Origin of the sequence: Pseudosulfitobacter pseudonitzschiae (assembly GCF_900129395.1) — a bacterium.
Taxonomy (GTDB): domain Bacteria; phylum Pseudomonadota; class Alphaproteobacteria; order Rhodobacterales; family Rhodobacteraceae; genus Pseudosulfitobacter; species Pseudosulfitobacter pseudonitzschiae.
Map to the genome: position 1 here is coordinate 72,432 of NZ_FQVP01000007.1, position 25,441 is coordinate 97,872.

The following is a 25,441-nucleotide window of genomic DNA, read 5'->3' on the forward strand; positions in this document are numbered from 1 at the left end:
AACGAGATGAGCCAGACAGCCGACCAGATGGAGCTGCGTGAGGAAGAGATCACCGCGCATTACGCGATGGCCCTGGCGATGTTGCAGGGATTCGACCACGCGCCGCGGATTGGCAAGGCGGCCGAGGCCCCGCAGCAAGAGGCGTCATCCGGCATCGGCACGCGGCGGCGGTTTCGTACCACGACACCCGGCCTGGTGACACGGCGCAGCACGGTGACGGGTGCGGTGCAGTTGATCGCGCGGGTCGAGGGGGAGGACGATGCGCTGATGTCGCCCTTGCAGGCGACTGTGCTGAACGGGCTGCGGCGGGCGATTTCCATCGCCTTGGCGGTGGCCGAGAATTACGCCGACGTGTCGGGGCTGGGGGATTTGAAACGTGCGAACCTTGAGGGCAATTTGCCCGACGCGCGCAAAGTCGAGTTTTCGGAGCTGCTGGCGGGCGAGGCATTGGTCACGCTTTATGTGTTTGGCAATGCCACTGCGTACCTCATGTCTTCGCACCAGTCCGAAGTGACCGTCGAAGTGGGCGATGTGCAGGAAATGCTGACCGACAACGGCCAGACCGCCCTGCACGGTGCGCTGTGGGAGCTGGATCAGGACATCGCCGCCCACGCCACCGACGACGCGCGTCTGGTGGCGACGGTTGCCGCTTTTGCCGAGGCGCTGATGGAAAAGGTCGCCCTGCGCGCGCAAGAGGCCCCGCGCCTGTCCGGCTTTACCAACGCCGTCTGGCGGGTCGAGGCGGATGATTTCACCATTGCGGGCTTTACCCCCGCGACCAAGGCGAAATCGACCAAGCTGACGATGACCTTCAAGAAACCCAACGAGGTCGTGGGCAACCATATCGCCAAATATCAGGCGATGAAGCTGGCCAAGATGCTGATGGCCTATGACTTTGAACGCAAGCTGAACCCCTTTGCCGAACTGGGCGGGTTCATCTTTACTTTTATGGGCGATGGCAAGCCGGGCACGGGCAAGACGACGCTGATCCAGATGATGGCGGGGCTGATCAACGATTATTGCGCGGTTGCGGGCTATCCCTTCCGCTATCAGAACCTGAGCACCGACAACATCGACAGCTATCAGGGCAAGTCGGGCCAGAACGCCAAGGCGTTTATCAACACAATCATCGACTCCAATGCCATCGGCTTTGGCACCATCGACGACATCGACCAGCTTGCCGGCAAACGCGGCGACAGGCAGTCCAGCGCGGGGCAGCTTGAGATCACGGCGGTGCTGATGGAAAGCTTTGCCGGGGCCAACACCGTGGTGCGGGGCAACTGCACCTTTGGCATGTTCTCGAACTATCCCGAGAACGTCGACGATGCCCTGCGCCAGCGGGCAGGCGCGCGGTTTCTGGTGGACGGGCCGCAAACGCGCGAGGATTACATCGACATCCTGTACCTGCTGATGGGCAAGAACCACGATATTCCGGTCGGCGCACACGAGGTGTTCTCGGCGCAGGAGATCAAGAAGGCCGTGGCCGCATCCTTTGAAAGCCACAGCCGCCCGCACGAGGCGGGGTTGATGCAGGTGTTTGACCGCGTGCACGACCAGATCGGCGAGTTGGACACGATTGCCAAGCTGGGGACCTATCTGAAAGGCATTCAGGAGGCGGATGAGCGGTTCACGGGCCGTGCGATCAAGAACATCACCGACGCGGTCAAGGTGCGGGCGATGGATTTTGAACTGCCGGATGAGTGGATGGAGAACCCCGAGCTGTTCCTGTTCAAAAGCTATGACGCCAAGAAGGACATGATCGCCGAGCTGCGCCAGCCGATCACCGTGGAAATGGTGATACAAGAGATCAACCGCTATGCGGATTCCGAGTTCCGCTATGCGGACAAGTCGGACGAGGTGGCGATTGACGCGATGGTGCGGGAGTTTGGGCGGCAGGAAGCGGCGAAGAAGCGGTATTTGGAGGGGAAAGGGTGAAGAATTTACCGCATTGGTGCACTGGGCCGGCTGAAATCCTCAAGCATGGCTTTTCATTATTGTCGGAAGACACTGATTCCAACCGCCGACTTGCAATGATATGTATAGACAATGCAGTGGAGCTTACGGCAAAGACATTTCTTTCCTTACCCAAGAGAATCACGGCTGTAGAGATTTCACGCAAGCAAAGAGACGCTTACTCTGCGACATTTCCAGACCTGCTTGATGGCTTGGAAACACATGCTGCTGCGAAAGTAATCGGCCTGAACTTAGGTGAAGTAGAGTGGTTTCATCGGCTTAGAAACCAACTGTATCATCAGGGGGATGGGCTTACCGTTGAGCGAGCAAAAGTTGAAGCTTACGCAGAGATAGCCGAGCAATTGTTCAACTCGCTTTTTGAAGTGTCATTTTCGTTTTCAAATACGCGGGCTACAACTAAATTAGGAGAGTTCTTTGCACTTTGGATACGTATCGAAAAAGCGATTGTCGGTCGCAACATGTTGCGCCAAGGAAATCTCGACGGGTACGCTCGGGAAATGTTGGCAGAGCCGTCTAACTCTCATTCTGAGAATTGGATGAAATATAGATTCCTTAGAGAGCTAAGAAATAAGGTGGCCCACGGTGAGGTGGCCGCCGAGGAAGCAATAAGCGACGAGGTTATAGCTGACGCCGAAGTCATTGCTGATATTTTAGAGGCACAAAGAAAATGAACCGCCTCATCCGCCTCGGCCTCATGTTTGGCAACCTCTACCCTGTCACCAGCCCCGCGCTGGTGGAACGCTATAACCGCGCGCTGGAGCATCTGACCGGCAAGCGTACCACGCTGAGCGATTTCTACATCGACCTGTCCGGCTTTTCCCCCGAAGTGGGCGCCGATCTGGGCGATCCGCTGTACCTGAACAAGGGCGGCGTGAACCGGCAGTTTATCCTGCTCAGCACCGACCAGAAGCGCGCGCCGCTTCTGGATGCGAAATTCTCGACCTCGCGCACCATCCTGCGGCGGTTCATCGAGGACAACGAGGCGGCGCTGTTTGCGCTGACCGCACGGGATGCGGTGGCGGGCGAGCTGGTGAATTCGGTTTATGACGTGTCCAACCCGCAGCGCCTGTTCGACATTCGCGCGATCAGCATTGATGCGGACACCACCGCAGGCACCGTGCGCAATGCCGAAAAACTGGCGGGCAAGGTTGACCGATTTCTGGAAGGCGAAGACGCGTGGTTTGACGATGTGCTGATCGCCGAGATGATCGGCCTGGCTGCGCAAACCGGTGACGTGACCCGCAACCCGGTGAAGCTGAAAAAAACGCGGTTCGAGCAGGGCAATTTCTGGACGGCGCATTTTGGCGGGCTCTACGTGTTCCAGAAGGTCGAGCATCCGGCGGTGATTGCCAGTGGGGATGCCGCAGCACTGGGTGAATTGCCCATCAAGCATGTGTTCGAGACCACCCAGCGCAACCAGATCGCGCGGTTTCTGGAACTGAACGGGCTGGCCGAACCCATCGTGGCGGCGCGGGGCATCGATTCCGCCGCGATCCTGCGCCAGAAGATGGATTTCATTCTGGTCGATGCGGTCACCTCGGCGGGCGTCGACCTGTCGGGGACCACCCGCGCCGACATGCGGCGGCTGGCGCGCAACCATGCCGAACACCTGCCCGAGGAATTTCACGCGCTGGCGTCACTGGTCAACTGGGCCGAGAACGGCGGCGCGTGGCCGCGCATCACCTCGGACCATCCGGCCTATTTCTACACGCTGCGGGCGGCGGCGCATGCCGATGCCGATCTGGTCAACATGATGCTGGCCGAGCTCACCCCAAAGGACGTCCGCCAATTGTTCATCTGTCACAAGCAGTTGTTCTATGACACCTATGCCCGCTGGCCCGAACCCAAGAAGGAATATGTCGCGCAGTATCTCGCGGCCGAATATCAGGCGGACAAGGTCGGCACGCGCGATGCGCTGTTCGGCCATGACGCGCCGATGGAAGAGCCGCCCGTTTCCGCCACCCGCACCCAGCCGCAGACGATGGACGATCTGATCGCCCGCGTTGGCCCCTGGGGCGCAGTCAGGAGATAGACCATGTTCGCCTTGCTTCGTCTGATCGGTATCGGCTTTGTGGTGCTGACGATCATCTATATCGCCCTGTCGCTCTATTCGCGCAGCGTGCGCAAAGGCAAGCTGCGGGCGGAATGGCGCGAACAGGCGCTGGCCGGTGTGGCCGAACAGACCGAAGAGGCGTTTGTAGATATCGGCATGATCGAATACGACAATTCCTTGCGGCGCAAGCTGATCCTTGGCGTCTACGTGGTGCCCACGGTTCTGGTGGGCGTCATTATCTATCTGACCAATTTCGCCTGAACGGAGGCCCCCTATGCGCTACCTCAAATGGTTTTTCATCATCGTGTTCTGGGTCTTTGTGGCGGCCTTTTTCCACTATACCCTGCCGCAAAAGGACATCGTGCGGATCGTGGATACGTTCGAGCAGCGCATTGATCCGGGCGAAAACCGCTGGTTCTGGGCGCAGGCCGATGTGGGCACCGACGGCACGCTGGTCAACCGCGATGTTCTGTTCATTCAGGCCGTGCGCACCAACGGACGGGTGATCGTTTACCGCAACGAAGACACTGGCTGGAGCTGGCCGCCCTATTTCAAGTTCGACACCAAGAACCTGCAGACCGAAGCGGCGGATCTGAAATCGACAAAGGCCAATCCGCAATATGCCATCATCAAGCATTATGGCTGGCGGAACGAATTCTACTCGATCTTTCCCAACGCCATCTCGGTCACACCGGTGGACGGGCCGGATGCGTCCAAGGGCATTCCGTTCCTGAATATCTTCATCCTGACGCTGTTCTTCATGGTGGTCTATTTCATCTGGGTGCGCTGGCGCCGCTTCCGGCAGGCGCGGATCGACCCGCGGCTGGAGGAATTGCAGGACAACTGGGAGGCCGCAGGCGATGCGATGGCCGACCGTCGCAGCCGGTTCTCGCGCTGGCTGGATTCGTGGAAGTCAAAATAAACATGATCGGCTGTTCCGTTGCGTTGATCATCTCTATGTGATCGCGCCAAGGGTGGACTTGACGCGGTGCATCCGCCATTTCGGGCGATATGACGGTTTTGCGCGCTCTTTTCCTGGCCTTGACGGTCCTCGTGGTGATGCCATGGGGTGCGTTTTCGACTGTCTATCCGACATTGGCCCAACCCGCGCACGCAAGCGCCTCGGATGCATCGCAAGTGTCCGCGGTGCCCGCATCGGTCGAGCGTCCGCGCAAACGGCGACGCTGCCGGGGTCGCCCTGTGCGCAGGACATGCGTTTGCACGATGGCGTGACGCTGAACGCGCCCGCCCGTGACGCCGAGGTGCCCGTGCCACAGGACCGGGTGTTGCGCAGCAGCGTGCCAAAGCCGCCCCCGCAAGGCCCGCCGCGCCTGATCTGACCGGACCACCGGCGCAGCCCGCGCCATCCCCGATCAGTTCAAAGGATACCCCAAATGTTAACCAGACGTATGTTCGTCGCCTATGGCGTGGCAGCAGGCCTTGGTGCCTGCACCCAACCCGAACCCACACCGGTGGCCGCTCCGGCGCCGGTGATCCCGCCGTTGCCTGCCTTTTATCAGGCGATCCCGGATGAACCCTATCCTGTGCCCGCGGTGCCCGAAGGCGTCCTGAAGCCCGAATATTGGCGACAGGAGGTCACCAATCTGTGGCCGCAACACGCCCGTGGCACCATCGTCGTCGATCCCGATGACGCGATGCTGTATTTCATCGAAAGCCCGGAAAAGGCGACCCGCTATGGCGTCAGCGTGGGGGCCGCAGGCTTTGACTGGGAAGGCACTGCGCGGTTGCAATTTCGCCGTGAATGGCCGGTGTGGAAAGTGCCCGCCACAATGATTGCCCGCAAGCCCGAGCTGGCCCCCTATTCCGTGGCCAAGGGCGGCATGCCCCCCGGTCCGGGCAACCCGATGGGCGCGCGGGCGCTGTACCTGTTCGAAAACGGTGTGGATACACTGTACCGCATCCACGGCGACGCCGATCCGCGTGAACTGGGGCGGAACGTGTCCTCGGGCTGTATCCGGATGCTGAACCAGGACGTGATCCACCTGTATGACCGCGCATTGCACGGGGCAGATGTGATCGTGTTGCCCTCGATGAAACCCAAAGGGACCGATGCGGTTTATTAAAGCAATACGCGGTGCGCGCAGGGATGACCTGTGCGCGCCGCGTCAGTCCGCGAACAGGTAGTCGGCGTTTGCAATCTCGCGGCCCTTGTCTTCGCCAATGCTCAGAAAGGTCGCAAGGGCGCGGGCGTTCTGATCGACGGGGGCACCCTCGCGCATCCGGCTCATGTTCTCGAATTCGGCATCGCGGATGCGGTCGCTTTCAAACACCATGTCGTTGCGGATCGTGGGCAGCAGCCGTTCCAGTGTTTCCGCGCTGGTCTGTTCGCCCGCCAGCCCGACGCGCATTGCGTGGCCGATCAGATAGTCGTCGCTAAACTTGCACTGGATTTCCAGCATGCGCGTGATCGACCGATCCCCTGCGAAATCCTGCAACAGGTCCAACTCGCCCGGGTCCATGCACACGATCAGCCGGTCGGTTTCGTAATAATCAAACAGCATCCGCATCAGCGCACGCCTGTGGCGGGTACGTTTTCCCAGCGTTTTCTGGATGCCGCCCAGATCCGGCAGCGGTGTGTCCTCTTCGTTGAACAGGTACTCGATCGCAGGCACGTTGGTGACCTGTCGTATGCGCTCAAGCACACGTTTGGCGACATGCCATTTCTTGCAGATGACGATCATCAGTTCCCGCTCGCGGCCAAGCGTTGATTCCGTTTCCCAGAATCGCGTGGCAAAGCGCCGCCCGATCCGGCCGCGCCCGCTGAGGAATTTGAACAGGCTGCGTCCTTCGTTCGAAATCTGGAAGTGTACCCCCTCTGCCGCATACAAAAGCCCCAAGCGACGCTTGAGATCGCGCGCTTCGGGGCTGATCTTGCGGGCGAAGAGAAAGTCCTGGCTGAGCAACAGGTCGTAATGGTCGTCATAGAAAACGACGGGCATGCCGTAATCGGTGAACATCAGGAACGTCAGCGTGCGGGTGCGGATTTCTTTCTCTGGGACCACATGGCGTACGATGGTCTGAAAGAAGGTTTCGTCGGGAATCCAGGTGGTGCGGAAAAACCGCATGACATCACGGCGCTTCTTGGTGAACTCCAGCACCCATTCCACCGTGCGGCGGCGCAGGCACCACCACTGGCTGCCGATCTGCACCTGGATGTCGCCGGGGATCTCGCGGGTCAGGCCAAAGCGTTTTTGCAAATGATAGCTGGTGTAGAACAGCCATTTCTGCCTGCGTTCGTTGAAGAAGTGGCGGTAAATCAGCCGCTCTTCTTTCATCCCGGTCTTGATCCAGTCGCTTTCGAAATAATCGAAGCTCTCGATAAAGTCGGCGTCGTTGTCGTCCAGGAACTGGTGCGTGTATTCGGCGGATTTGATCGCCATGCAATCGCCCGACAGCATGTAGAAATGCGTGGCGCGGGGGAATGCCTTGACGGCGGATTCGACCGCATAGAGCGTCGCCTGCACCAGCGACCATTCCCCCCAGCCGCATTTGATCCGCTTGTGGGCAAAAACCACGTTGGGATTGTCGTCCAGCGCCGCGCGGATTGTCCTGAAATGTTCGACACTGGCCGAGGCGTCAAAGTGGATCGCCATATAGTCGCCAGCCGCAGTCAGACGCTCCGCCTGCTTGATGATGGCATCGGGGTCCTTGTGACACAGCAATATATAGGCGATTTTGGCCATACCGGAAATTTACAAGCCCTTTACCTGATGTTGTTTACCTAGATAGAGGTGAAGGGTCATTGAATAAACAGCATTTATTTGCTTTTTTGCTGCGACAGACAACTGCTGCCATTTGAAACAGCAGGGAATCAGAGGACGACAGGTATGGGTTTCCCCGGAACGTGGATGACGGAAAGCGAAAGCGTGGTGTACCGCGTGGTGCCCAAATGTGCCTGTTCGACCATTGGTCAGATCATGTACTATTCGGATCATGGTGAATTTTACGACGGTGACATTCACGACTCTCAGGGCGGTCTGCACAAATGGGCGCTGGAGGACAGCCAGGCACCGATCACTGCGAACGTGCAAAACCACACGTCCTATGCGTTCACCTGCGTGCGCAATCCCTACACCCGCATCCTGTCTTCGTTCTTCGACAAGATCTGTGGCATCCAGCGCAATGGCAAACGGTATCGCGGCAACCTGGTGCCCCTGTTGATCCAGAAATACGGGATCGAAGTGGGCGGCGACGACGGCAAGCAAGAGTTTGACCAGATCGCCAGCTTTCGCCGGTTCCTGCTGTTCACCCGTGACACCATCCGCTTTCGCAAGCCGATGGAGCCGGACATCCACTGGTCTGCGATGTCAGGCCACGTGTCGACCTACATCGTGAATGGCGGGCGATACGACAAGATTTTCTGGACCGAGAAATTCAACGAAGGCATGCAAGAAGTGCTGGATGCCATCGAGACACCACAAAAGGTGAACTTGGCAGAGATTCCGCGCTTCAACGAAAGCGAGGGGCACGGCCCCAAGCGGTTGCACCCGGTCGAGGATTACTTTGACGATCTGTCGATGCATCTGGTCTATGAAATCTACAAGCGCGATTTCGAAGTGTTCAAATACGACTTTGAAAACCCCGCCAACAAGATGCCGATTGCCGAGATCGACCTTGATGAAGTCCACAAGAAACTGGGCGACTAGCCGCCTGTTTGTGCAATGATTTTCGCCACGCGTTTGCCGGCCGCCGCAGCACCTTTGTAGCTGGGATGGATCATGTCGGCGGCGTGGAAAGAGCGGTCGCCGTAGGGCACCATGTCGGCCATCGGCACGAACCATACACCCTGATCGCGCTGGGCCATGCGCGCGATGCGTGCGTCCAACTCGTCCCCTTCGTCGCGGCAATGTTCGATCGGGGACCCGCGCCCGGGGCTGCGCAGGTATCCCACATAGATCACCTGTGCACCGCCGCTGCGTATTTTGGACACCAATGACGGAATTTCACCGCGCGTTCCGTCCTTGGAAATCATCTTGGTCATTTTGCGGTCGCAGCGCGAACAATTGCAGCCCAGCCACAGGTCATTGCCACCGCCGTTCATGATGACCCATTTCCATGGGCCGGGCCGATACTGGCGCGCGATATTGAACCCCATCGCACCGGTCAGCGGCAGCTTGTAGATCATCCGCGCGCCCATCACCGACCGGTTCGTCACCCGCTGCCCCAGTTCATGCGCAACCACGTCGGGAATCGACCGGTCCGACTGCGAATAGGTGGCAAAAAACGAATCTCCGATGGCCAGAATCCGCGCCTGATCCGCGCCCACAGGCGTGGACAGCAGCATCAGGACCATCAACAAGAGCGGTTTCATCGGGATTCCTTCGTGCAAGATATACCGCTTCTTTGCATCACAGTTCTGAGAAATTGTGAATGTGGTGCGACGATATTGTGAAATGCGCCGCTTCGCCCTACATCCCCATTCTATGGCACAGGTAAAGAACGCAGACCCGAATTACAAAGTGATCGCCGAGAACCGGCGGGCACGGTTTGACTATGCCATCGAGGAGGACCTGGAATGCGGGATCATCCTCGAAGGGTCCGAGGTCAAATCCATGCGTCAGGGCGGGTCGAACATCGCGGAAAGCTATGCTGCCGTCGAGGATGGCGAGCTGTGGCTGGTGAACAGCTATGTCGCCCCCTACGATCAGGCCAAGACATTCCGCCACGAGGAGCGCCGCCGCCGCAAGCTGCTGGTCAGCCGCAAGCAGATGTCGCACCTGTGGAATGAAACCCAGCGCAAGGGCATGACGCTGGTGCCTTTGGTGCTGTACTTCAATCATCGTGGCATGGCCAAGATCAAGATCGGCATCGCCAAGGGCAAGAAGAACCACGACAAGCGCGAAACCAGCGCCAAGCGGGACTGGAGCCGTCAAAAGGCGCGCTTGCTCAAGGATCACGGCTAACAACGCGGTCTCCGGCGATCTGTCTTGCGAAGACGGCCCTGCGAGGGTAGGGAAAACACGTTTATTCACGCACGGAGGCCACCCATGTCTGACGACCCCAAAACGCTTGTCTCGACCGAGTGGCTGGCCAAGCACATCAAGGACCCGGATTTGCGGATTCTGGATGCGTCCTGGTATCTGCCCGACGCCAAACGCGACCCCAAGGCCGAATATGAAGCGGCCCACATTCCCGGTGCGCGTTTCTTTGACATCGACGATATTTCCGACGCGCGGTCCGACCTGCCACATATGGCGCCCCCGGTGGAAAAATTCATGTCCCGGATGCGGGCCATGGGTGTGGGCGACGGCCATCAGGTTGTGGTCTATGACGGCGCCGGCATCATGTCCGCGCCGCGCGTCTGGTGGCTGTTCCGCCTGATGGGCCACGAGAATGTGGCCGTTCTGGACGGCGGCTTCCCCAAATGGCAGGCCGAAGGGCGCGCCGTCGAGGATCTGCCGCCCGTGGTCAAGGACCGCCACCTGACCGTGCGTTTCCAGAACCACCTGGTGCGCGATGTCACGCAGGTGTCGCAGGCGTCCAAGCTGGGCGACGCGCAGATCGTCGACGCCCGCAGCGCCGCGCGTTTCCGTGGTGACGCGCCCGAGCCGCGCGAAGGCCTGCGGGCGGGGCATATCCCCGGATCGCGCAATGTGCCGTTCAACACGCTTTTGAACGACGACAACACCCTGAAATCCCCCGCCGATTCGCGTGCGGTCTTCGAGGCAGCGGGCATCGACCTGTCCCGCCCGATGATCACCACCTGCGGATCGGGCATCACCGCATCGGTTCTGGCGCTGGCGCTGGAACGCATCGGCGTTGATGCATGGTCGCTTTACGATGGATCCTGGGCCGAGTGGGGGATGTTCCCCACCGTGCCCGTCGCAACCGGAGACGCATGATGTTCGAAACTCTCAAGCCGCAGGCCCCTGACAAGATCCTGTCGCTGATGGCGCAATACAAAGAAGACCCGCGCACCACCAAGATCGACCTTGGTGTGGGTGTCTACAAGGACGCCTCGGGCCTGACGCCGGTGATGCGCGCAGTCAAGGCGGCCGAGCACAAGCTTTGGCAAGAGCAGGACACAAAGACCTACACAGGCCTCGTTGGCGATCCTGCGTTTTCGGACGCGATGATCAAGCTGGTTCTGGGCGATGCCGTGCCGCGCAACACGGTTGCGGCGGCGGCGACCCCCGGCGGTACGGGCGCGGTGCGTCAGGCATTTGAACTGGTCCAGATGGCCAACCCCAAGGCGCGGGTGTTCGTATCTGATCCGACATGGCCGAACCACCTGTCGATTCTGAAATACCTGGGCATCGAAGCCGTGCCCTACCGCTATTTCGACAGCGAAACGCGCAGCGTGTCCTTTGACGCAATGATCGAGGACCTGAAAACCGCGACCAAGGACGACGTGATCCTGTTGCACGGCTGCTGCCACAACCCGACCGGCGCCAACCTGACGATGGACCAGTGGGGCGAAGTCATCAAGGTGCTGCAAGCCACCGGTGCCACGCCGATGATCGACATCGCCTATCAGGGCTTTGGCGACGGTCTGGACGCCGATGCGGCGGGCACACGTGCAGTGGCGGCGGCTGTGCCGGAATGCCTGATTGCGGCAAGCTGCTCGAAAAACTTTGGCATCTACCGCGAACGGACCGGCATTCTGATGCTGGTGTCGGCGAATGCGGAAGCGCAGGCGTTGAACCAGGGCACGCTGGCCTTCCTGAACCGCCAGAACTTCAGCTTCCCGCCCGACCACGGCGCACGGCTGGTGACGATGATCCTGACCGACGATGAACTGCGCGCCGATTGGCAGGCGGAGCTGGAAGAGGTCCGCCTGGGTATGTTGAACCTGCGCAAGCAGCTTGCGGGTGAGTTGAAACGTCTGTCGAATTCGGACCGCTTCGATTTTCTGGCCGAACATCGCGGCATGTTCTCGCGGCTGGGCACCACGCCCGAGCTGGTTGAGAAACTGCGGGTGGATCATGGAATCTACATGGTGGGCGACAGCCGTATGAACATCGCCGGTCTGAACGAAAACACAATTCCGGTGCTGGCACGGGCGATCGTCGACGCGGGCATCTGATCCACCTCTGATGTGGCAAATTTGAAAGGGCGGTCCTGCGGGGCCGCCCTTTTTTGTTCGGGCTGTGCCGCCGTTCTGCAAAAGAAAAGCCGGGCGCATCGCTGCGCCCGGCTTGTTTTCTCAAGGCTGATCGGTGGGAAGAAGGAGACCTCAGCCTTTGGAGAATTCGGGATAGGCTTCCATGCCCATTTCCGCCATGTCCAGACCGGTGATCTCGTCCTCTTCCGAGACACGGATGCCCATGGCCACTTTCAGGATGAACCAGACGATGCCCGATGCGATCACGGTGAACAGACCCACCACGACGATCGAATACAGCTGTGTCGCCAGCGAAGCGTCCGAGTTGGTCAGAACCACCGCGATTGTACCCCAGATGCCGCAGAACAGGTGCACAGGGATCGCGCCGACAACGTCGTCGATCTTCAGCTTGTCCAGGAAGGGTACCGCAAAGACCACGATGATACCGCCGATGGCACCGATCAGTGTCGCCGCGCCCAGCGAGGGGGTCAGCGGCTCGGCCGTGATCGACACCAGACCGGCCAGCGCGCCGTTCAGGATCATGGTCAGGTCAGGCTTCTTGTACAGGATCTGCGTCAGGATCAGCGCCGCGATGGCACCACCGGCAGCCGCCGTGTTTGTGTTTGCAAAGATACGGCTGATGTCAGCCACGTCGCCCACGGTGCCCATCGCCAGCTGCGAGCCGCCGTTGAAGCCGAACCAACCCAGCCACAGGATGAACGTACCCAGTGTTGCCAGTGTCAGGTTCGAACCGGGCATCGGAATGGTACGGCCGTCTTTGTATTTGCCGATACGCGGACCCAGGATCAGCGCGCCAACCAGAGCAGCCCAGCCACCGACCGAGTGCACGACAGTCGAACCCGCGAAGTCGAGGAAGCCCATGGCATCCAGGAAGCCGCCGCCCCATTTCCACGACGCCTGAACCGGATAGATCACGGCTGTGAGGGCGATGGTGAAGATCAGGAAGGGCCACAGCTTGATGCGCTCGGCCAAGGTGCCCGAAACGATCGACGCGGTTGTTGCGCAGAACATCAGCTGGAAGAAAAAGTCGGAACCGGTCGAGGCATAGTCATATGCATCTGCATCGGCCGCCGTAACGCCCACAGGCTCAAGCCCGGCAGTGCCGAATGCGCCCAGAACGCCGTCAATGCTCCAGCCGTCGCCGGGATACATCAGGTTATAGCCCAGCAGGTAGTAAAAGATCGCCGCCAGCGAGAACAGCGCGATGTTCTTGGTCATCTGCATGGTGACGTTCTTCGAGCGGACAAGCCCGCCTTCGAGCATGGCAAAGCCTGCGGCCATCCAGAACACCAGGAAGCCGCCCACAAGGAACAACAGCGAGTTCAGGATATAGACAGTGTCAGTCGACGCGTTCACGCCGACTGCGGGTTCTGCGTCCTGGGCAAAGCCCAGCGTCGGCAGCAGCGCGACAGACGCGGCGGCTGCAAGGGTAAAGGTTACGGTACGTTTCATTGTTGGAATGTCCCCGGTTGCAATCGCGTTAAAGCGCGTCTTGGTTTGTTTCGCCGGTGCGCACGCGCACGGCCTGTTCGACATCGAGCACGAAAATCTTGCCATCACCGATTTTGCCGGTGTGGGCCGTTTTCTTGATGGTCTCGACCACCTGATCGGCGGACGCTGCATCAACGACGATTTCCAGTTTGATCTTCGGCACGAAGTTCACGGCGTATTCAGCACCGCGATAAATTTCGGTATGGCCGGACTGAGAGCCAAAGCCCTTGATCTCGGTTACCATCATGCCGCGAACGCCTGCTTCGGTCAGAGCCTGACGGACATCCTCCAGCTTGAATGGTTTGATCGTTGCTATGATCAGTTTCACGCATTTTCCCCTTGTCGCTTGGCCGCATTTCCAGCCGTTTTCCTGATGGCAACAGAGGGAACCCAGGGCTTTTGGGGAAGGTCGGGCGCACATTTGCACCGGATGAATCCGCAATATGTGCGTAAAAAATGCGCAAATTTAATATTTCGATGAAAAATTAATCGAAAAAATGATGGCCTTAACTGAACAGTTCCCCGTGTATCTCGGAGCGCAGACAGGTATTGTGTGCGAAACAAACAAGGCCGAGCAGGGGTCTAGATGAAGAACACGACACGCGGCAAGCGTCCTTTGGTGGCAGACAAACGGTCTGGTGCCGCCTCCAGGAAAAAACCGACCACACCACGCAAACCCCCGGTGAAACGCCGCAAGCCGTCGCCGCCCCGGCGTGGTGGCATTGTCGGGTTGTTCCTGTGGATCATCCGATTCATCGTGCGCCTGTTCTGGGCGGTGACCTGGCGCGGCACGCTCGCCCTGGTTGTCGTGATCGGCCTGTGGGTGGGCTATACCGCCACGACCTTGCCCGACCTCGAAGAGTTGTTGGACGGTCGCGCTCGCGGCTCGGTGACGCTCAAGGACTACCAGGGCGCTACATTTGCGTGGCGCGGTGACCAGTTCGGCGGCGTCGTGACCGCGAAAACGGTGTCCCCGAACCTTCTGCACGCGATTGTCGCCACCGAGGACAAGCGTTTCTACAAACACATCGGTGTCAGCCCGCGCGGCATCGCCAGCGCCATCCGCATCAACCTGCGTGAAGGACGCGGCCCGCTGGACGGGCACGGCGGTTCGACCATCACACAGCAGGTGGCAAAGTTGCTGTGCCTGGGCACACCCTATGATCCGACCACCGGGCAATCCGAGAAGGAATATGAACAGGAGTGCCGTCGCGGGACCCTGCAACGCAAGATCTACGAGGCCGTCTATGCGATGGCGATGGAAGCCAAGTATTCCAAGGATGACATTCTGACGATCTACATGAACCGCGCCTTTCTGGGCGCCGGTGCCCGTGGGTTCGAGGCGGCAAGCCAGCGTTACTTTGGCAAGTCGGCGGCCAACGTGAGCCCCGCCGAGGCCGCGATGCTGGCCGGTCTGCTGGTCGCGCCCACCCGCTTTGCCCCCACCAACGACCTGGCGCGGTCGCAGAACCGCGCGGCGACGATCATCCGCCTGATGAACGAACAGGGCTATCTGACCGCTGACCAGGCCGCCGACGCACAGGCCAATCCGGCTGAACTGAGCGAGGCCGCAGCGGCACGTGCGGGCGGGTATTTCGCCGACTGGGTGATGTCGTCAGGTCCCGAATTCTTTACCCGTCAAACCACCGAGGACGTGATCATCCGCACCACGCTGGACCAACGCATCCAACGCGCAGCCGAAGAGGGCTTGCGGTGGATCTTTGAAAACAAGGTCCGCGAGGGCTCCAACGCGCAGGCCGCGATTGTCGTGATGGACGCCGACGGTGCCGTGCGCGCCATGGTGGGGGGCCGCGAGAACCAGGTGGCCGGTGCCTTTAACCGTGCCACGCAGGCGCTGCGCCAGACCGGTTCGGCCTTCAAGCCATTCGTTTATGCCACCGCGCTGGACCTGGGATATTCGCCGCTTGATACCGTCGAGGATGCACCTTTGACGATCAATATCCCCGGTTCCGGCCCATGGTCCCCCAAGAACTATACCAACCGTTACCTGGGCACCGTGACACTGGCCAAGGCGCTTGAGGAATCGCTGAACATTCCGGCCGTGAAGATTTCAGAGTATGTGGGCCGCGATCTGGTCCGGCGTGTCGCCAGTGGCTTTGGCATCGACAGCGATCTGGCAGCGGGGCCTGCGCTGGCGCTGGGCGCATCGGAAAGCACGCTGATCGAGATGACAGGTGCCTATGCCGGTTTTCTGAATGGTGGATCGTCGGTCACGCCCTACGGTCTGACCGAACTGCGCCTGCTGGGCGATGATGAACCCCTGATGGGCACCGGTGGCGGGATCGGCGAGCGGGTGATCCAGGAAGAGGCTGCGCGTCAACTGGTCTGGATGATGGAAAAGGTTGTCAGCGAAGGCACCGGCACGCGGGCGCAATTCGGCGGACGCGAGATTGCAGGCAAGACCGGCACAACCCAAGCGGCGCGGGATGCGTGGTTCATTGGGTTCACTGGCAACTATGTGGCCGGTGTCTGGATGGGCTACGACGACAACACGCCGCTGACAGGGGTCACAGGCGGCGGGTTGCCCGCAGAAATCTGGCGCGAGGTCATGGTGCGTGTGCACGAAGGTGTGCCAGACACGCCGCTGCCGATGGACGCGCCGCGCGGGGCACAGCATGTCGTGGATACACCGGTTGAACAGCCGCGGCCATCGACGACTGAAAACATCATCAACAACCTGCTGCGGGACATTCTGGGGGGTGGTGGTGGCAACGCGTCGCCGCCGTCTCAGCCGAAAATCAACGGCGGGGAGCGGTAACGCCCCCCGAAAGGGCGTTACCGATTCGATTTGTGGCTCAGCCCATGCGGGCGAGGTCTGCGATCATCTTGTCGATATTGCCGCCGTTGCGGTCCAGCAGGGAACCGATTTCGGTGCGTTCCGTCAGCAGCAGGTTCACGCCTTCGATGAACATGTTGTAGAACAAGTTGCGTCCCGATTTGTCCGACACCAGGAAAGTGACCTCAAAGGGCGCTTCGCCACGCAGGTAGGCCGTTGTCTTGATCTCGTAGCCTGCCTTGATCTGGCGCGCGGATTTCACCTCGATCCGGCCGCCGATGAATTCGCGGAACCGCTTGCCGTACTTGCGTGAGATATAGCCGGCGAACACATCGCCGAACTGGCGTTTCTGCGCCGCGGACGCACTGCGCCCGTCCACGCCCAGGGCATATTGGGCCATGATCGGCACATCGCCGTATTTGGCGAAGATATTCTTGAAATCGCCGATCATCGCCGCTTCGGACTTGCCCGAACCGATCACCCGGTTGATCTCGGCCACCAGCCCGTCAACGAGCGTGCGGGCCTGTGCTTCGGTCAGGGCCCAGACCGGACCGGCCACAAGGGCACCGCCGGAAGCTGCAAGGAATGTGCGTCGTGTCAGGTTATTGAGCATATGGGTCCTCGTAAATGTCAGAGTACGGGTCGTCAGAGTATGGATCGCCGCCACTGGCACCGTCACCCGACCCCAGTTCAAAACGCCGGTTCTGTAGATAGATCAGGCGCGTTTGGGCATAGCTGTCTGCACTTTCGTACAGGATCGAATCGACCGTTTCGGAATACCGTCCACGATCCCCCAGCCGCGAGGCCAGTTTGGCGCCGGTGCTGTAATATTTCTCGGGGCTGGGCAGCGAATAGGTCAGCGGGTTGGTAAACAGATCGACAACACGGCCCGCCGCGTCCCGGCGGGTTCCGGGGCCGACGATCGGCATTTCGACATACGGCCCCTCACCTACGCCCCAGACATAGAGCGTTTCGCCGAAATCGGTGTCATGCTGGGGCACGTTGAACTCGGTGGCGGCATCGACCAGCCCGCCAAAGCCCAGAACCGTGTTGGTCAGGAACCGTACCGTGGACAGGCCCGCACCGCGAAAATCACCCTGCAGCAGCGAATTCACCATGACACTGGGCTGTGCCAGGTTGGTGGCAAAATTTCCGATGCTGTCTTCGATCTCATCCGGGACAGCCTGCGAATAGCCGCGCCCCGCAGGCCGCAAGACAGCCTTGTCCAGGCTGCGGTTGAACGCATGAACCTTGCGGTTCCTGGCCTCGTTGGGGTCATAAATGCCGTCACGGCTGACCGCCGCAGGGTCGGGCGCAGCGCAAGCTGAGACAAGGGCCAGAGCCAGTACGACAATCGGCAGGCGCGCCACAGAGGGCAGGAAGCGATAAACTGGCAATGGAAATCTCCGTTTTTTAACTTTAGACCGTACCTAATACTTTCATGGGCGATGCCCAGACGTGTAACATGCGAATTATATCTTTGTGGCAGTTCAGCGACAGGGACTCTAAAGTCTTTACGCCCGAAAGGGCATAGCAATCGCCGTATATCAGGCGAAAAGGTGCCGATGCAAAACCGGGTCCAGAAACTTGGGGTGGCCGAACTGCGGCGTGCCCGTTCCGAAAGCCGAAGCCTGTATTGGCTGGTGGGTGTGTTCAGTCTGTTTGCCAACCTGCTGATGCTCACGGGGCCACTTTACATGCTTTCGGTCTATGACCGCGTGCTGGGCAGCCGCTCCGAGGCGACGCTGATCGCGTTGTCGCTGCTGGTTCTTTTCCTCTATGGCGTCATGGGCATTCTGGACTACACCCGCAGCCGGATCATGGCCCGCGTTGGCGCACGATTCCAGATGCGGCTGGACCGTCGCGTGTTCGATGCCGTGGTGCGCAAATCCGCCGTGGCACCCGACCTGCAAACCCAATCCGGCCTTGCCGATCTGGAAGCCGTGCAACGGTTCCTGACGTCTCCGGTTCTCATCGCGTTTTTTGACCTGCCCTGGACACCGATCTTTATGGCCGGGATTTTCATGTTCCACCCTATGCTGGGCTGGCTGGCGGTGGGCGGCGGCGTGCTGCTGATCATCATCGCATTCCTGAACCAGTGGCTGTCGCGTGAACCGCAACTGCGCGCCGGTATCGCGGGCCAGCAAGCCGGGTCGATGTCGGACCAGCTTCGGATCGAGGCCGAGATGGTACAGGCCATGGGCATGCGCGATGCCGCCTTTACCCGCTGGTCCAAGACGCGGACCCGCGCCTTGCAGGAACAGATCGCGGCAACCGATGTGGGCGGTACGTTTACCTCGATGACCAAAACCCTGCGCCTGTTCCTGCAAAGCGCGATGCTGGGTCTGGGGGCTTATCTGGTGCTACAGAACGAAATGACGGCCGGTGCGATGATCGCGGGTTCGATCCTGCTGGGACGGGCGCTCGCGCCGATCGAGATGATGCTGAACCAGTGGTCGCTGGTCCAGCGTGCGTCAAAGGGCTGGGACAACCTGGCCGAGCTTCTGGGCACGGTCCAGCCCGAGCAGCCGCGCACCGCATTGCCAAAACCAAAGGCGCGGCTTGTGGCCAAATCGCTGACCGTGGTGCCGCCGGGCGAAAAGCAGGCATCGTTGCGCGGCCTGAACTTCGAGCTGAAGCCGGGTGAGGCGCTGGGCGTGATCGGGCCTTCGGGTGCCGGTAAATCGACGCTGGCGCGCTGTGTGACCGGCGTGTGGCGGCCTGCGGGCGGGTCGATCCGTTTGGACAGCGCCGCGCTGGATCAATACGATCCTGACGTTCTGGGCCAGCATATCGGATACCTGCCGCAGCGGGTGCAGTTGTTTGATGGCACCATTGCCGAAAACATCGCCCGTCTGGCCGAGGTGCCCGATGATGCCGCCGTGGTGGCCGCCGCCAAAAAGGCGGATGCCCACGAGATGATCCTGGAATTTCCGGAAGGCTATGACACCCGCATCAACGCAGGCCAGCAGCGCCTGTCAGGCGGCCAGATCCAGCGCATCGGGCTGGCCCGTGCGCTTTATGCCGATCCGGTGATCATGGTGCTGGACGAGCCGAACTCGAACCTCGACAACGACGGCACCGAGGCGCTGAACCGCGCCATCCGCGCGATGAAGGCGGACGGGCGGTCGATCATGATCATGGCGCACCGGCCTTCTGCTATTGAAGAATGCGAAATGCTGCTGATCCTGGATCAGGGGATGCGCGTGGCATTCGGTCCCAAGGACGAAGTTCTGCGGTCGAACGTCCAGAACCACCAGCAAATCACGCAGGCACCCCGCCGCGCGGGAGGAATCGCATGACCGAGGCCACGGAAAAAGCATGGAGCGCACGCGCCCCGGTTCTGTTCGGCCTGTTCGGCCTGATCGTCTTGTTCGGTGGTTTTGCCCTGTGGGCGACGCAAACCAACATCGCCGGGGCGATCATCGCTTCGGGCCGGATCGAGGTCGACCGCAACCGCCAGATCGTACAGCACCCGACCGGCGGTGTTGTCGCCGAAATCGCCGTACAGGAAGGCGACACCGTCAAAGCGGGCGATCTGCTGCTGGCGCTGGATGACCGGCAGGCGCAGTCGCAACTGGCGATCATCGAAGGCCAGCTTTACGAACTGATGGCGCGGCGCGGGCGGCTGGAGGCCGAGCGCGACCAGACAGACGAAGTGGTCTTTGAAGAAGAGTTGATGCAGGCGGGCGCAGGCAACCCCGATCTGGAAGAATTGATCAGCGGCCAGCGCAACCTGTTCTTTGCCCGCCGCGACAGCGTGGCCGGTGAGACCGAGCAATTGCAAAAACGTCAGGGCCAGATCCAGAATCAGATTGACGGGATCGAAGCGCAGGAAAAGGCACTGGCGCTACAACTGGGCTTTATCGAGGAAGAGCTGGCCAGTCAGCAGGCGCTGCTTGAAAAGGGGCTGGCACAGGCCACGCGGGTTCTGGCGCTGCAACGTCAACAGGCCAGCCTGGACGGACAATTGGGCGAACTCGCGGCCAGCAAGGCACAGGCCGAAGGGCGCATCACCGAGATTGACCTTGAGGTGCTCAAGCTGGGTGCCGCGCGGCGCGAAGAGGCGATCACCCGCCTGCGCGATCTGCGCTACCGCGAGCTGGAACTGGTGGAACAGCGCGCGTCCCTGTTGCAGGACATCGACAAGCTGCAAATTCGCGCGCCGGTGTCCGGGATCGTCTATGCGATGCGGGTCCAGACACCGCGCTCGGTGATCCGTGGCGCCGATCCCGTGCTGTTCCTGATCCCGCAGGATCGGCCATTGGTGATCGTGGCACAGGTGGACCCGATCCACATCGACGAGGTGCACGTGGGCCAGCAGGTCAACCTGCGGCTTAGCGCACTGGACCAGCGCAACACCCCCGAACTGGTGGGCGAGGTGGCGTTGATCTCTGCCGACGCCTTCGAGGATGAAACGTTGGGACGGACCTATTACCGCGCCGAGATCACGCTGAACCCGGGCGAGTTGACCAAGCTGAAAGAAGGTGACGTGTTGATCCCCGGCATGCCGGTCGAGACTTTCATCCGCACCGCCGACCGCACCCCGATGGCCTACCTGATCAAACCCTTTGCCGACTATTTCAAACGGGCCTTCCGCGAGACCTGAGCGTTGCAAACGGGGGCCAGCCCCCCGACGATGCGCGCGGTCCCGCGGAGTTTATCCGGCAAGATGAAGCTTTGGGCCTTTTGCTTTTGCGGGCGAAGGACTAGCGTCGCGGCGAAAATCAGCATTGGAGAACGCGATGAGCTTTGCAAAGAAACTGGCAGACCTGGGTGTGGAACTGCCGAATGCACCGGCCCCTGCGGCGAACTATGTGCCCTTTGTTCAGGTGGGCGATATGGTTTACGTGTCGGGTCAGATTTCCAACGGGCCTGATGGGTTCATCACCGGCAAGCTGGGCGCGGATATGGATGTGGAGGCGGGCGCTGCTGCGGCGCGGACCTGCGCGATCAGCCTGTTGGCGCAGGTCAAGGCGGCGTGCGGCGGCGACATCGACCGTCTGGTGCGGGTGGTCAAGCTGACCGCATTTGTCAATTCGACGCCAGAGTTCACCGAACAGCCCAAAGTGGTCAACGGCGCATCGGATTTCCTGGTCGAAGCACTGGGCGATGCAGGGCGGCACTCGCGTTCGGCGGTTTCGGCGGCGTCCTTGCCCCTGGGCGTGGCAGTCGAGATCGAAGGCATCTTTCAGGTCAAATGACCATGCGACTGCCGCAGGGGTTTCTGACCGTGCCGATTGCGCATCGGGCCCTGCATGATGTGGCCGATGGCCGCCCCGAAAACAGCCGCGCGGCGATCCGCGCGGCGATTGCTCATGGCTATGGCATCGAAATCGACCTGCAACTGAGCGCCGATGGCCGTGCGATGGTGTTCCACGACTATGCGCTGGACCGGTTGGCCGAGGCCAGCGGGCCGCTGCGCCTGTGCGATGCGGCGATGCTGGGGCGGACGGTCTTGCGTGGCTCGGACGAGGGCATTCCCGATCTGGCCGAAGTGTTGGAGATCGTCGCGGGCCGTGTGCCGTTGCTGATCGAGATCAAGGACCAGGACGGCGCAATGGGCCCCGATGTGGGGCCGCTGGAGGACGCGGCGGCAAAGGAGTTGCGCGGCTATCGCGGCCCGGTGGCGGTGATGTCATTCAACCCCCATTCCGTGGCGCGCATGGCAGAGGCTCTGCCGGATGTGCCACGCGGGCTGGTGACCAGCGCCTATACCCCCGAGGAGTGGCCGCTGAGCCTCGCGGTGTGCGAGCGGTTGCGCGACATACCGGATTACGCCCGCGTTGGTGCCTGTTTCATCAGCCACGAGGCCGAGGATCTGCATCGCCCCCGCGTCGCCGCGTTGAAGGCCGCCGGTGCGGATGTGCTGTGCTGGACGATCCGCACCCCGGAAGCCGAGGCCGAGGCCCGCCGCGTGGCGCAGAACGTGACCTTTGAGCAGTATCTGCCGCGCCTGAAAGGTTGATCCGGCGTCATCGCACCACACATAGAACCTGTGGCCGAACCCACCACGGCAAGAACAAGAGTTAGGCGGACATGGACGGGCAAGAGGTAGAGATCAGGGTCGTACCCACGCTGGCACAGATCGACGCCGCGGCGTGGGACGCCTGCGCCTGTCCCGAGGCTGTGGACGGCGAACGGCCGAACGATCCGTTCACGACCTACCGATTCCTGCGGGCGCTGGAAGACAGCCGGTCTGTCGGCACCGGCACCGGATGGCAGCCGCAATACCTTGTGGCATCCATCGGCGGTCAGGTGATCGGCTGCGCGCCCATGTACGTCAAATCGCACAGCCAGGGCGAATACATCTTTGACCACAACTGGGCCCATGCCTACGAGCGGGCAGGCGGGCGCTATTACCCGAAACTCCAGATCGCGGTGCCACATACACCCGCCACCGGGCGGCGGTTTCTGGTGCATCCCGACTTTGCCGAGGCGGGGTTTGCCGCTTTGGTTCAGGGTGCCGTGCAACTGGCGCAGAGCAACGGCATCTCGACCCTGCACGCCACATTCTGCACCGAAGCCGAGGCCGAGCTGGGCGTTGAAATGGGTCTGATGCGCAGGGTTACGCAGCAATTTCACTGGCACAACGACGGCTATGCCAGCTTTGACGATTTCCTGGCGACCCTGTCCAGCCGCAAGCGCAAGAACATCCGCAAGGAACGCGCGCAGGCGCAGGATTTTGGCGGCGAGATCGAGGTGCTGACGGGCGACGCGATCCAGCCGCACCATTGGGATGCCTTCTGGGAATTCTATCAGGACACCGGCGCGCGCAAATGGGGCACACCCTATCTGACGCGGGATTTCTTCAACCAGGCGCAGGCGCATCTGCGTGACGACATCTATCTGGTGCTGGCACGGCGCGACGGGGCATATGTGGCAGGCGCGCTGAATTTCATCGGCGCACACGCGCTTTATGGCCGCTATTGGGGCTGCACAGAGCATCACCCCTGTCTGCACTTCGAGCTGTGTTACTATCAGGCCATCGACATCGCCATCGCCCAGGGGCTGAACACGGTCGAGGCCGGCGCGCAGGGCGAACACAAACTGGCGCGGGGGTATCTGCCGACACAGACCCATTCGCTGCATTGGGTGGGGGACCCGGGTTTCTCTGACGCCATAGCGTCCTATCTAAAGGCCGAAGGCGAAGCCGTGGCCGAAGAGATCGAGATTCTGACGGATTACGGCCCGTTCAAGAAAATACAAATCGAGGAACAGGAATGACTGAAAAATTAAGCACCGAGACCCGCAAGACATTGCTTGCGCCGTTGAAGGAAACCGGATGGGAGATGGTCGAAGGTCGCGATGCCATCGCCAAGACATTCAAGTTCAACGATTTCGCAGATGCTTTCGGCTGGATGACCCGCGCCGCGTTCTGGGCTGAAAAATGGGATCACCACCCCGAGTGGGATAACACGTACAATACTGTTAACGTGGTGCTGACCACGCATGATGTTGACGGTCTCAGCACATTGGACGTCAAGCTGGCGCGTAAAATGGACAGCCTCGCAGGATAAGCTATGTTTCAAGATTTAATGAATACCGAGATTTTTGGCGGCAACACGATTGCCGATTTCCTGACACTGAACATGCTGGCGTCGATTGCCGGATCGGTTGTCGGGGCGATTGTCATCATCATTGTCGGCTGGGTCATTGCCGCATGGCTGGGCAGCCGTGTGCGCAAGATCGGCACGGCGCACGCGCATCTGGACAACACGCTGTTCAACTTCCTGGGCTCGATCGTCCAATACGTCATTATCGGCTTTACGATGCTGATCGTGCTGAACACCTTCGGCATCCAGACCACGTCGATTGTCGCCGCGGTCGGTGCGGCCGGTCTGGCGATTGGCCTGGCCTTGCAGGGCACGCTGTCGAATGTGGCGGCGGGGGTCATGCTGATCCTGTTCCGCCCGCTGAAAATCGGTGATTTCGTCGATGTGGCGGGGCAAATGGGCACGGTCAAGGACGTGACGCTGAACTTTACCGAACTGGCCAGCCTGTCAAACACCCAGGTGATCATCCCGAACAAGGAAGTCTGGGGCAACGTGATCGAGAATTACTCGGTCTATCCCACCCGCCGTGCCGAATGGTATTTCGGGGTGGGCTATGGTGCGAACCTGAAGGATGCCGAGGAGACGATCCGCGACACCATCATGGCCGATCCGCGCGCGCACAAAGAACCCGAACCGTTCATTCAGGTCGGCAACCTGGGCGACAGCTCGGTCGATTTCCGGGTGCGGGTGTGGTGCAATGCGTCGGATTACTTTGCCTTTACCAACGACATGAACCGCAAGGTCAAGGAAGCGCTGGACGCCAAGGGCGTCGATATTCCGTTCCCCACGCGCACCATTTATCAGGCGGCTGCAGAATAGGCACGGCAATGCTGACATGAAAAAGGCCCCCGTTGCGCGGGGGCCTTTTGCGTTGGGGTAACCCATGGGTGACCTGCGTCGAGGGTAACCCATGGATTACCTTTACATGCTGTCCAACAGGCCTTCGCCGCCGGAAACGTCACAGACGCCGGAGTTTTCTTCGGCCTGGAACAGGGTCACCTTGCCGTCGTCGACCAGCATCGCATAGCGTTTGGACCGCGCGATCAGGCCGGCGGGCGGCGCGTCAAAGTTCATGCCGATGGCCTTGGTGAATTCGCTGCTTGCGTCCGACAGCATGGTGATGCCAGCAGCGGTGGCGCCGGTGGCTTCGCCCCAGGCTTTCATCACGAAAGGATCGTTGACCGACACGCAAATGATTTCGTCCACGCCCTTGGCGTCGAACTGGTCCTTTGTGCGGATGAACGACGGCACGTGGGCCGAATGGCAGGTGGGGGTGAATGCGCCCGGAACGGCAAAAATTACCACTTTGCGGCCTTTGATCTTGTCGGCCAGATTGACCGGGGCGGGACCTTCGGCCCCCATTTGCACCAAAGTTGCGTCGGGCAGCTGGTCGCCTTGAGAGAGTGCCATTTTAGGCTCCTTTCGGGAATTGTGTTGTCGTCGTTACCCGATATAGGGTCCGACAGGGACTTGGGCTATCAAAT

The 25,441-nt window shown here is 60.5% G+C and carries 26 protein-coding genes; 19 read left to right on the plus strand and 7 right to left on the minus strand.

Annotated elements, in window-relative coordinates:
- Positions 1–6: 6 nt before the first annotated feature.
- From BUC08_RS18865 to BUC08_RS18890, 7 genes are all read left to right on the plus strand, one after another.
- Entirely contained in the window at positions 7–1,935 is a 1,929-nt protein-coding gene (locus BUC08_RS18865) for an AAA family ATPase (protein ID WP_037928394.1), read from the plus strand.
- Positions 1,932–2,645 (plus strand): hypothetical protein, encoded by a 714-nt coding sequence (locus BUC08_RS18870; protein WP_143186783.1) that lies wholly within the window; start codon positions 1,932–1,934, stop codon positions 2,643–2,645. Before BUC08_RS18865 ends, BUC08_RS18870 begins: the two co-directional genes overlap by 4 nt.
- Positions 2,642–4,006, plus strand: coding sequence for a DUF6638 family protein (locus BUC08_RS18875; RefSeq protein ID WP_037928397.1), 1,365 nt, complete (start codon positions 2,642–2,644; stop codon positions 4,004–4,006). The genes BUC08_RS18870 and BUC08_RS18875 overlap by 4 nt, the downstream gene beginning before the upstream one ends.
- 3 nt (positions 4,007–4,009) lie before the next feature.
- On the plus strand, positions 4,010–4,288 hold the full coding sequence (locus tag BUC08_RS18880) for a hypothetical protein (RefSeq protein ID WP_037928400.1): 279 nt from the start codon (positions 4,010–4,012) through the stop codon (positions 4,286–4,288).
- A gap of 13 nt (positions 4,289–4,301) precedes the next feature.
- Positions 4,302–4,949: a DUF1523 family protein gene (locus BUC08_RS18885; RefSeq protein ID WP_037928403.1), complete on the plus strand. Its 648-nt coding sequence runs from the start codon at positions 4,302–4,304 to the stop codon at positions 4,947–4,949.
- 289 nt (positions 4,950–5,238) lie between these two features.
- Positions 5,239–5,367: a hypothetical protein gene (locus tag BUC08_RS25145; RefSeq protein WP_263596502.1), complete on the plus strand. Its 129-nt coding sequence runs from the start codon at positions 5,239–5,241 to the stop codon at positions 5,365–5,367.
- Between the two features lie 54 nt (positions 5,368–5,421).
- Positions 5,422–6,111, plus strand: a complete 690-nt coding sequence (locus BUC08_RS18890) for a L,D-transpeptidase (protein ID WP_037928406.1) — start codon at positions 5,422–5,424, stop codon at positions 6,109–6,111.
- A gap of 42 nt (positions 6,112–6,153) precedes the next feature.
- On the opposite strand, the gene BUC08_RS18895 is transcribed toward BUC08_RS18890, so the two are convergent.
- Positions 6,154–7,731: a DUF5928 domain-containing protein gene (locus tag BUC08_RS18895; RefSeq protein WP_037928408.1), complete on the minus strand. Its 1,578-nt coding sequence runs from the start codon at positions 7,729–7,731 to the stop codon at positions 6,154–6,156.
- Between the two features lie 144 nt (positions 7,732–7,875).
- Between BUC08_RS18895 and BUC08_RS18900 the strand changes: the two genes are divergently transcribed.
- Positions 7,876–8,694, plus strand: a complete 819-nt coding sequence (locus BUC08_RS18900; RefSeq protein WP_037928411.1) for a sulfotransferase family protein — start codon at positions 7,876–7,878, stop codon at positions 8,692–8,694.
- On the opposite strand, the gene BUC08_RS18905 is transcribed toward BUC08_RS18900, so the two are convergent.
- On the minus strand, positions 8,691–9,359 hold the full coding sequence (locus BUC08_RS18905) for an SGNH/GDSL hydrolase family protein (protein WP_037928413.1): 669 nt from the start codon (positions 9,357–9,359) through the stop codon (positions 8,691–8,693). The two genes, BUC08_RS18900 and BUC08_RS18905, sit on opposite strands and share 4 nt — an antisense overlap.
- 112 nt (positions 9,360–9,471) lie before the next feature.
- Here BUC08_RS18905 and smpB point away from each other — a divergent pair, with 112 nt between their 5' ends.
- The 3 genes from smpB (at position 9,472) to BUC08_RS18920 (ending at position 12,074) form a co-directional block, all read left to right on the plus strand.
- Positions 9,472–9,951 (plus strand): SsrA-binding protein SmpB, encoded by a 480-nt coding sequence (gene smpB / locus BUC08_RS18910; protein WP_028957004.1) that lies wholly within the window; start codon positions 9,472–9,474, stop codon positions 9,949–9,951.
- An 84-nt stretch (positions 9,952–10,035) separates the two neighbouring features.
- A complete protein-coding gene (gene sseA / locus BUC08_RS18915) occupies positions 10,036–10,890 on the plus strand; it encodes a 3-mercaptopyruvate sulfurtransferase (RefSeq protein ID WP_037928416.1) in 855 nt (284 codons plus the stop codon).
- A complete protein-coding gene (locus BUC08_RS18920; RefSeq protein WP_037928418.1) occupies positions 10,890–12,074 on the plus strand; it encodes an amino acid aminotransferase in 1,185 nt (394 codons plus the stop codon). The genes sseA and BUC08_RS18920 overlap by 1 nt, the downstream gene beginning before the upstream one ends.
- Before the next feature lie 150 nt (positions 12,075–12,224).
- Here the strand turns inward: BUC08_RS18920 and BUC08_RS18925 are convergent, their stop codons facing one another.
- Positions 12,225–13,565 carry an ammonium transporter gene (locus tag BUC08_RS18925; protein ID WP_037928422.1) on the minus strand — a complete coding sequence of 447 codons (1,341 nt, stop codon included), beginning with the start codon at positions 13,563–13,565 and terminating at the stop codon, positions 12,225–12,227.
- Positions 13,566–13,593: 28 nt separating this feature from the next.
- Complete coding sequence (locus BUC08_RS18930) at positions 13,594–13,932, minus strand: P-II family nitrogen regulator (RefSeq protein ID WP_028957008.1); 339 nt, start codon at positions 13,930–13,932, stop codon at positions 13,594–13,596.
- Between the two features lie 258 nt (positions 13,933–14,190).
- On the opposite strand from BUC08_RS18930, the gene BUC08_RS18935 reads away from it, so the two are divergent.
- Positions 14,191–16,383, plus strand: coding sequence for a transglycosylase domain-containing protein (locus BUC08_RS18935; RefSeq protein ID WP_174861599.1), 2,193 nt, complete (start codon positions 14,191–14,193; stop codon positions 16,381–16,383).
- Between the two features lie 37 nt (positions 16,384–16,420).
- On the opposite strand, the gene BUC08_RS18940 is transcribed toward BUC08_RS18935, so the two are convergent.
- Positions 16,421–17,014, minus strand: a complete 594-nt coding sequence (locus BUC08_RS18940; protein WP_028957010.1) for an MlaC/ttg2D family ABC transporter substrate-binding protein — start codon at positions 17,012–17,014, stop codon at positions 16,421–16,423.
- The gene (locus BUC08_RS18945) at positions 17,004–17,798 is read right to left on the minus strand and encodes an MlaA family lipoprotein (protein ID WP_224769703.1); all 795 of its coding nucleotides are present in this window, start codon (positions 17,796–17,798) and stop codon (positions 17,004–17,006) included. The genes BUC08_RS18940 and BUC08_RS18945 overlap by 11 nt, the downstream gene beginning before the upstream one ends.
- A gap of 168 nt (positions 17,799–17,966) precedes the next feature.
- Here BUC08_RS18945 and BUC08_RS18950 point away from each other — a divergent pair, with 168 nt between their 5' ends.
- The 7 genes from BUC08_RS18950 (at position 17,967) to BUC08_RS18980 (ending at position 24,776) form a co-directional block, all read left to right on the plus strand.
- Positions 17,967–19,703, plus strand: coding sequence for a type I secretion system permease/ATPase (locus BUC08_RS18950; protein WP_037928425.1), 1,737 nt, complete (start codon positions 17,967–17,969; stop codon positions 19,701–19,703).
- Positions 19,700–21,010: an HlyD family type I secretion periplasmic adaptor subunit gene (locus BUC08_RS18955; protein WP_037928430.1), complete on the plus strand. Its 1,311-nt coding sequence runs from the start codon at positions 19,700–19,702 to the stop codon at positions 21,008–21,010. Before BUC08_RS18950 ends, BUC08_RS18955 begins: the two co-directional genes overlap by 4 nt.
- A 136-nt stretch (positions 21,011–21,146) precedes the next feature.
- A complete protein-coding gene (locus BUC08_RS18960) occupies positions 21,147–21,605 on the plus strand; it encodes a RidA family protein (protein ID WP_037928435.1) in 459 nt (152 codons plus the stop codon).
- Positions 21,602–22,369 (plus strand): glycerophosphodiester phosphodiesterase family protein, encoded by a 768-nt coding sequence (locus tag BUC08_RS18965; protein WP_037928437.1) that lies wholly within the window; start codon positions 21,602–21,604, stop codon positions 22,367–22,369. The genes BUC08_RS18960 and BUC08_RS18965 overlap by 4 nt, the downstream gene beginning before the upstream one ends.
- A 71-nt stretch (positions 22,370–22,440) precedes the next feature.
- A complete protein-coding gene (locus BUC08_RS18970; protein WP_037928438.1) occupies positions 22,441–23,628 on the plus strand; it encodes a GNAT family N-acetyltransferase in 1,188 nt (395 codons plus the stop codon).
- Positions 23,625–23,921 (plus strand): 4a-hydroxytetrahydrobiopterin dehydratase, encoded by a 297-nt coding sequence (locus BUC08_RS18975; protein ID WP_037928441.1) that lies wholly within the window; start codon positions 23,625–23,627, stop codon positions 23,919–23,921. The genes BUC08_RS18970 and BUC08_RS18975 overlap by 4 nt, the downstream gene beginning before the upstream one ends.
- A gap of 3 nt (positions 23,922–23,924) precedes the next feature.
- The gene (locus tag BUC08_RS18980; RefSeq protein WP_037928444.1) at positions 23,925–24,776 is read left to right on the plus strand and encodes a mechanosensitive ion channel family protein; all 852 of its coding nucleotides are present in this window, start codon (positions 23,925–23,927) and stop codon (positions 24,774–24,776) included.
- Positions 24,777–24,878: 102 nt separating this feature from the next.
- Here the strand turns inward: BUC08_RS18980 and BUC08_RS18985 are convergent, their stop codons facing one another.
- Positions 24,879–25,367, minus strand: a complete 489-nt coding sequence (locus BUC08_RS18985; protein WP_037928447.1) for a peroxiredoxin — start codon at positions 25,365–25,367, stop codon at positions 24,879–24,881.
- Positions 25,368–25,441 lie beyond the last annotated feature (74 nt).